General features: G+C 36.4%; 5 protein-coding genes. 4 read left to right on the top strand and 1 reads right to left on the bottom strand.

All coding sequences use genetic code 11. The annotated features are described in order from the left end of the window. The 4 genes from D6734_08690 to tkt form a co-directional block, all read left to right on the top strand. A partial coding sequence (locus tag D6734_08690) for an L-2-hydroxyglutarate oxidase (protein ID RMF94050.1) occupies positions 1-506 on the top strand: 506 nt, incomplete at its 5' end. A 29-nt stretch (positions 507-535) separates the two neighbouring features. Then, the gene (gene gmd / locus D6734_08685) at positions 536-1567 is read left to right on the top strand and encodes a GDP-mannose 4,6-dehydratase (protein ID RMF94049.1); all 1032 of its coding nucleotides are present in this window, start codon (positions 536-538) and stop codon (positions 1565-1567) included. Positions 1568-1670: 103 nt separating this feature from the next. Further along, the gene (gene galT / locus D6734_08680; GenBank protein ID RMF94048.1) at positions 1671-2669 is read left to right on the top strand and encodes a galactose-1-phosphate uridylyltransferase; all 999 of its coding nucleotides are present in this window, start codon (positions 1671-1673) and stop codon (positions 2667-2669) included. A gap of 190 nt (positions 2670-2859) precedes the next feature. Beyond that, positions 2860-4878: a transketolase gene (tkt, locus tag D6734_08675; protein RMF94047.1), complete on the top strand. Its 2019-nt coding sequence runs from the start codon at positions 2860-2862 to the stop codon at positions 4876-4878. Positions 4879-4909: 31 nt separating this feature from the next. Here the strand turns inward: tkt and D6734_08670 are convergent, their stop codons facing one another. Continuing rightward, positions 4910-6877 carry a hypothetical protein gene (locus tag D6734_08670; protein ID RMF94046.1) on the bottom strand — a complete coding sequence of 656 codons (1968 nt, stop codon included), beginning with the start codon at positions 6875-6877 and terminating at the stop codon, positions 4910-4912. Positions 6878-6927 lie beyond the last annotated feature (50 nt).

Below are 6927 nucleotides of genomic sequence, written 5' to 3'. Positions count from 1 at the left end.
GGCATATTTATCCTGTGCCTGACATTAATAATCCTTTTTTGGGTGTTCATTTTACCAAAACCTTTGATAGATATGTAAAAGTAGGTCCAACAGCAATTCCTTCATTTTGGAGAGAAAATTATAAAGGTCTATGGCGCTTCAATTTGAAGGAATTCTTGGAAACATTTTTTCTTGAAGGTAAACTATTTCTTACCAATTCCTTCAATTTCAGAAAGATTGCATTAGAAGAAATTAAAAAGTATTCATTGAAATACTTGATAAATAAGGCATCAGCTCTTGTTAATGAAATAGATTCATCAAAATTTGGCTCTTATCTGCCTTCAGGAATACGAGCACAATTATTTGATAAGAAAAAGAGGACATTGGAGATGGATTTTGTTATTGAAAAAAGTGATGACTCTGTGCATATACTTAATGCTGTATCACCTGCATTTACTTGCGCCTTTTCATTCAGTAGATTTGTTGTTGATATGATAAAGGACGAATTAGTAAAGAGAATAAAATAGTAATATAAATAAAAGAGGAGAAATTATTGATGGCCAAAAAAGCATTAATTACAGGAATAACAGGACAGGATGGAGCCTATCTTTCGAAACTCCTGCTTGAAAAGGGATATGAAGTCTACGGCGCATTTAGGCGCACTTCGGACCTTCATCTCGAACGGTTGAAATATCTTGGAATAGATTCTGAAATTCGTTATTTTCCTTTGGAACTTTTAGAATTCACGAATATATACAGGACGCTTGAAAAAATTCAACCTGACGAAGTCTATAATCTTGGTGCTCAAAGTTTTGTAGCTCTCTCATTTGAAGAACCAATCTTCACATCAGATGTTACAGCGATTGGTGTATTGAGAGTGCTTGAAGCAATAAGGGCTGTAAATCCAAAAATAAAATTTTACCAAGCATCTTCAAGCGAGATGTTTGGAAAAGTGCAGGCAATACCTCAAAATGAAAAAACCCCATTTTATCCAAGAAGCCCTTATGCAGTTTCAAAGCTCTTTGGTCATCATATAACAGTCAATTATCGCGAATCTTACGGCATCTTTGCCTGCTCTGGAATTCTTTTCAATCATGAATCTCCTCTTAGGGGTTATGAATTTGTTACAAGGAAGTTGACTTATGGCATTGCGAGAATAAAGTGCGGACTGCAAGATAAAATCATTATAGGAAATATGGAAGCTAAGAGGGATTGGGGCTATGCGCCGGAATATGTTGAAGCTATGTGGAAGATGCTTCAGCATGATACTGCTGATGACTATGTTATTGCAACAGGGGAAACCCATTCTGTCAGAGAATTTGTTGAACATGCATTTAGACACATTGGGATTGATATCGAATGGAAGGGAAGCGGTGTTGAAGAAAAGGGTATTGATAAGAAAACTGGCAAAGTAGTTCTTGAAGTTTCCTCAGAATTTTTCAGACCTGCTGAAGTTCAACTTCTCATCGGAGATGCATCGAAGGCAAAGAGAATATTGGGATGGGAGCCAAAAACTAAGTTCAGTGACCTCGTAAAAATTATGGTAGAAAGCGATATAGAAAGAGTAATGAACAATAAGAGATATTGAATGTAGGATTCTTTGCAATGATGTCAATTAACTTTATTGAAGTCTAACTTCTTGAATCTCCAACACAGTAAAGTTAAAATAGTTTCAAAAAGAGGAGGTTCATTTGCCTGAATTTCGACAAAATGTTGCTACAAAAGATTGGGTAATTATTGCAACGGAAAGGGCAAAGCGTCCCCATGATTTTACGAAGAAGAAAGAATTGATAGAAATCCCACCTTTTAGTAAAAATTGTCCTTTTTGTCCCGGAAATGAAGAAAAGACCCCTCCAACATTATATGAAGTTAAAAAAGGCAGTCAATGGCAGGTAAGAGTCATTCCAAACAAGTTTGCTGCATTATCAAAGGAAGGAAAATTTAAGAGGATAGGAAATTTCCCCTTTCATTCTATGACGGGAATTGGTGTCCATGAAGTTGTAATCGAAACACCAATACACAACTTATCACCGGCCTTGCTGCCAATCGATGATTTTAAAACCTTGCTTAAAGTTTATAGAGAAAGGTATATAAACATATTTTCCTCTCGTCCAAGAACAGAACTGATAATAATATTTAAAAATCATGGAGAATCAGCTGGCACATCCCTTGACCATCCTCACTCTCAAATAGTTGCAACGCCAATCATACCTCTTCACATAAAATATCGTGTAGATGAAGCTTTGAGATTTTTTGACTCAACAGGAGACTGTGTTTTCTGTTATATGATGCAGAGAGAACTTGAATCAGGGGAGCGCATTGTTGCCAAGAATGAAAGCTTTGTAGTCTTTGTCCCCTTTGCAGCAAGTTCTCCTTTCGAAACATGGATTATGCCTTTGAGACATTCGGCGTGTTATGGTGCAATAAATGATAATGAAATAGAAAATCTTGCTGAAATTTTTAGTTCCTTTCTTAAGAAGCTCTATTTTGGGCTCGATAATCCTGACTACAATTATATGATAAAGTCAGCGCCTTCAGACAGAAGAAATAATGAGCATTATCATTGGTATATAAAAATTATTCCACGCCTTACCAAAACTGCCGGCTTCGAAATGGGGTCTGGTATGTATATCAATTCGACAATTCCCGAAGAATGCGCAGAGCATCTGCGAAATGTGAAAATCGAGTAATCTTTTAGAAGTTTTATAAATAGTAAATTTATTCAAGAGAATTGAGCAATAAATCATTATTTTTCATAAAAAGTGCTGGATTTTGAAAAAATAAAAATATCTTGATTTTTTGGAAAAAAAGTTATTTATACGCTCTCGATTTTAGGCAATTCATAATCTTTGTTTTTTGTTTCTTTATTCATAGAGGAAGATGACAGCTAAAAAAAAAGATATTGATAATCTCTGCATTAATACCATTAGAACTCTTTCAATGGATGCCGTCCAAAAGGCAAAAAGCGGGCATCCCGGCACACCTATGGCGCTGGCACCTTTGGTTTACCTTCTCTGGACTAAAATAATGCGCCACAACCCACGAAATCCTCAGTGGTTCAATAGAGACCGTTTTATTCTTTCCTGCGGCCATGCATCTATGCTTCTATATTCGATATTGTATCTTACCGGCTATGAGCTTTCACTGGATGATATCAAAAAATTTCGTCAATGGAAAAGCAAGACACCGGGACATCCTGAATTTGGCATTACAGCAGGTGTTGAGATGACAACGGGTCCCCTTGGACAAGGGTTTGCAACGGGCGTTGGAATGGCAATAGCTGAAGCACATTTATCAGCATTATTCAATAGGAAAGGTCATAAGATAATTGACCACTATACTTATGCAGTATGCAGTGATGGAGATATGCAGGAGGGGATTTCTCACGAAGCGGCATCATTGGCAGGGCATCTTGGACTCGGCAAGCTGATTTATTTTTATGACGAAAACAATATAACAATAGAAGGAAGAGCAACTCTATCGTCTTCCGATGACACGGCACTTCGGTTTAAAGGATATAATTGGCATATTCAAAGAGTGAAAGATATCAATGATTTGAAGGCATTGGAAAAAGCTATCAGGAATGCTCAAAAAGAGAAAAGGAAGCCATCTCTTATAATTGTCAATTCTCTTATTGCATATGGCTCTCCAAATAAGGAGGATAAAGCAGTTGCTCATGGTGAACCATTGGGAAATGAAGAAGTGGCATTGACAAAAAAACAATATGGATGGCCTGAAGATGAAAAATTCTTTGTTCCTGATTCTGTTTTCAAGGTGATGAATAAATGCATCGAGCGGGGAAAAAAGCTTGAAGAGGAATGGAAGAAGAAAGTAGCGTCTTACAAGAAAGTTTATGAAAATCTTTATAGAGAATTAAATGTAATGCTATCTCAGGAACTTCCAAAAGATTGGAAGAAAAAGATTCCTTCATTCCCTCCAAGTGATAAGGGCATAGCTACTCGTTCTGCTTCAGGAAAAATATTGCAGGAAATTGCCAAAGTTGCTCCTTGGATTATGGGTGGCTCTGCAGATTTAGGGCCCTCCAATAAAACATTGATTGCAGAAAGTGGAGATTTTAGCAAAAAAGATTATAAAAGTAGAAACCTCCATTGGGGAATTAGAGAGCATGCAATGTGCGCCTGCTCAACAGGAATGATTCTCCACGGAGGTATTAGGCCATATGCTGCTACTTTTTTCATCTTTACCGATTATGCAAGGCCTGCAATAAGGCTTGCTTCTTTGATGAAGCTTCCTGTCATATATCTTATGACGCACGACAGCATTGGTTTAGGAGAAGACGGACCTACACATCAGCCAATTGAACAGCTTGCATCCCTGAGGGCGATGCCGAACATTGTCATTATTAGGCCCTGTGATGCCAATGAGACTGCCGAGGCATGGAAGTTTGTTATGACCTACAATAAGGGACCTGTTATGCTGGTTTTAAGCAGACAGAATCTTCCTGTCCTTGACAGAAATAAATATGCATCAGCAGCAAATCTGAAGAGAGGCGCATATATCATAAAAAAGGAAAAGGGAACAAATCCAGATGTCATAATAATTGCCACTGGTTCAGAGGTGTTTCCTGCTATAGAAGCATCTGAAATGTTGATAAATGACGGCATAGATGCAAGAGTTGTCAGTATGCCAAGTATTGAACTTTTTTCAAGACAACCGGAGAAGTATAAAAATACTGTTTTGCCGCCACAAATCAAGAAGCGCATTTCTGTTGAAGCCGGAGCATCTCTTGGATGGCATCAATGGGTAGGTGATGAAGGCGACATAATAGGAATCGATACATTCGGCGCAAGTGCGCCATTTCAAACTCTTTTTTCGAAATATGGTTTAGACAGTAAAAATATTACAGCTCGAGTCAAGGAACTTTTGAAGAAAAAATAATAAAGCAGTTGGAAAATTTAAAAAAAATTTCTTATTGAAGATAGCCAAGAGCTTTCAGTTTCTCAATCCTTTCATTTTTCTCTTTCTTTATATTTTCTTTTTTCTTGGGGAGATTTTCTTTATATGATTCGGGTATGAAAAGAAAACCGAGAATTATGGACCAATGTTTTTTTTCAGTGGCTATCTCGATATCGAAAGATTGGTCATTTATTGAGTACTCTCCAAGAAGAAGAAAGTAGGAATTTTTTTTATCAATGCTTGAAAATGTTTTCAAAAAGGCCTCATTCAATTGCGGTGACTCCTTTTGTGTGATTCTTTTCCATTCTTTTTCATTTTCAGCACGAGCTCTAAAAGCAGTTTCTTTATTTTCAGAATCTGACAATAGGGCATTGGCTGTTTCCACATATATTTTGTATTTTGAGTTGGGCACTCTCATATGAAGTGTGACAGGGGGTGGTGTTTCTTTTTTCCCATTTGCGCTGATATTAAAAAGATTTACATACCATTTATCATCATTTTCATAGCGTTCTTCGATGTACCTATGAGATGAATTATCTGATACCTTGTAAGGATTCCAAGATATTACGGCATCCGTAGGACTGTAAGTTATATCTTCCGTAAATCGGACTAGAAAGGGTATATCTGGAATAGCAAAAGGATTTGATAAAAACTTTTCATATTTGCTATAAATTTGTTCTTGGATTATTTTTTCAATCTCTTCTTTTGAATATGGGACTCTTTTTTTGAAGATTTCTTTTTTAAAATTTAGATATTTTATAAGAAAGATTCCATCGCTGATGGCACCAATAGCCATTGTTGAGGCAAAGAATGCTATGTTAGAGCGGTAATCTCTTTCAAGTTTTTTGTCTCCATCGATTAGAGAAAGGAGCGAAGTGCCATCGAAGTTTCTTTTATTGAATTGAATATTGAGCATATCGAGGATAGAAGGCAGGATATCAACATTTTCTGTAAAATCATTGATTTCCAATCTTTGATTTTTTAATGGAAATCCGGAGATTATTAAGGGTATATGCTGATTTGCCTTGAAGAAGAAGGGGGCATGCCCCCACATCCCATTTTCCCCAAGTGCTTCACCATGGTCTGCTGTGATTATCCAGAGTGTTTTGTCTTTCAGATTCCTGCTCTCTATATAATCATACAATCTTCCAATTTCCTTATCTGTGAAAAACAAATCGTTATCATACAAATCGATAAGGTGTTGTAAGGATTTTTTTGGATAATTGCCAAGAGAGAAACTTTCATCTCCATATACAGTTGGCACTCTTACAGGGAAACCATTTTTTATGAGGAGATCATTTTCTATTTCTTCATTTTGAGAAGAGAATTTATTGTTTAGATTGTTTGCGAAATGAGGGAAATGGGTATCCATTAAATGGACATAAAAAAACAATTTTTCTTCTGATTCTCTATTTATAATTTTTATGAGATTGTTTATTACCTTGTCTGCTTTTGCATAAGGATTGCCATTTTCAGGTTTTACAATAACCCTTTCTTTGAAACCCTTGGCTATTCTTGAATTCTCAGTAATCCAAGGATGTGCGGAGACAAGGATTGTTTTATATCCTGCACTATTCAAATATTCAGGAATAATTTTTGGCGGATTTTTTTCAACAAGGAATGGATAATCTACATACCTGCGGAGAATGTCTGCTATTTCCATCATTCCCTTGCTGAAATATTTGCCTGAAAAGATTTGGGGCAGAGATACAACAGTTGCCCAGCTTTGTGCGTAATGGTTTTTGAATGAAATTCCCTTTGCTGCAATTCTGTCAATATTAGGCGTAGTGATTCGGTTGTATCCAAAAGATGAAAAATGGTCAGCCCTTGCTGCATCAAGAAGGATAAAAAGAATGATTTCTTTTGGTTTATTCAGCGGTTTTTTCTTGCAGGCTGTCAGAGAAAGAGCTATCGATGTTAGAAACATCAGAAACAGTAATCCAAAATAACTCTTCTTTATTTTTTCTCGGAAAATGTCCATAGTTAGTTGCTCTTTTTGAAAGTATATATTACCACAAAAATAATATGAAT

The sequence above is a fragment of the Candidatus Schekmanbacteria bacterium genome, assembly GCA_003695725.1.
In the GTDB taxonomy this organism is placed as follows: Bacteria; Schekmanbacteria; GWA2-38-11; order GWA2-38-11; family J061; genus J061.
Note: the sequence above shows the minus strand (reverse complement) of the source record. Positions and strands in the feature narration are given on the sequence as shown.